This window comes from Vibrio sp. 378 (assembly GCF_033339435.1).
Genome location: NZ_JAWOUO010000810.1, coordinates 1 through 600, shown reverse-complemented (window position 1 = coordinate 600; position 600 = coordinate 1). Strand labels below are relative to the sequence as shown.

At 45.5% G+C, this 600-nt stretch carries 1 protein-coding gene; it reads right to left on the bottom strand.

Features of this window, described 5'->3' with window-relative positions; genetic code table 11:
• Positions 1-600 (bottom strand): chemotaxis protein CheV (locus R7Q48_RS28975; protein WP_318133802.1); only part of this gene is annotated, 600 nt, incomplete at both ends.

Below are 600 nucleotides of genomic sequence, written 5' to 3'. Positions count from 1 at the left end.
AGCCTACCTTTTGCACCATCGCCTCGTTAAAGCTACCACTGAGTGACGTGTTCAACGTGATGAACAACTTCGACATACGAGGATCGCTACGAACTTCGTGAGTCAATTTGTAACCATCCATCTCTGGCATTTCAGCGTCCGTGATCATCATTAACAGCTCTTTTTCAACGTCACGACCTTCATCACACCAACGCTTGAGCACCGTTAATGCCTCTAAACCATCTCGGCACTCGATGATGTTCATACCCAATTGAGAAAGGGTGTCACGTACTTGGTTTCTTGCTGTCGAAGAGTCGTCTACGATAAGAACGTTACGTCCAACCATCGACTGCGATAAGTCGTGATCTAAGATATCTTCTGAGATAGTGACATCATAATGAACGATTTCCGCCAACACTTTCTCAACGTCAATAATCTCAACGATTTGAGAAGTATCACCATCTTTCACTTGGGTGATAGCTGTGAGGTAGTTGGAACGTCCAGAAGTCGATGGCGGCGGCTGAATTTCAGTCCATGCGGTATTGATGATGTTACGTACCGGACCAACAAGGAAACCCTGCACCGAACGGTTATATTCCGTCACGATCAAGTTTTCTTCTT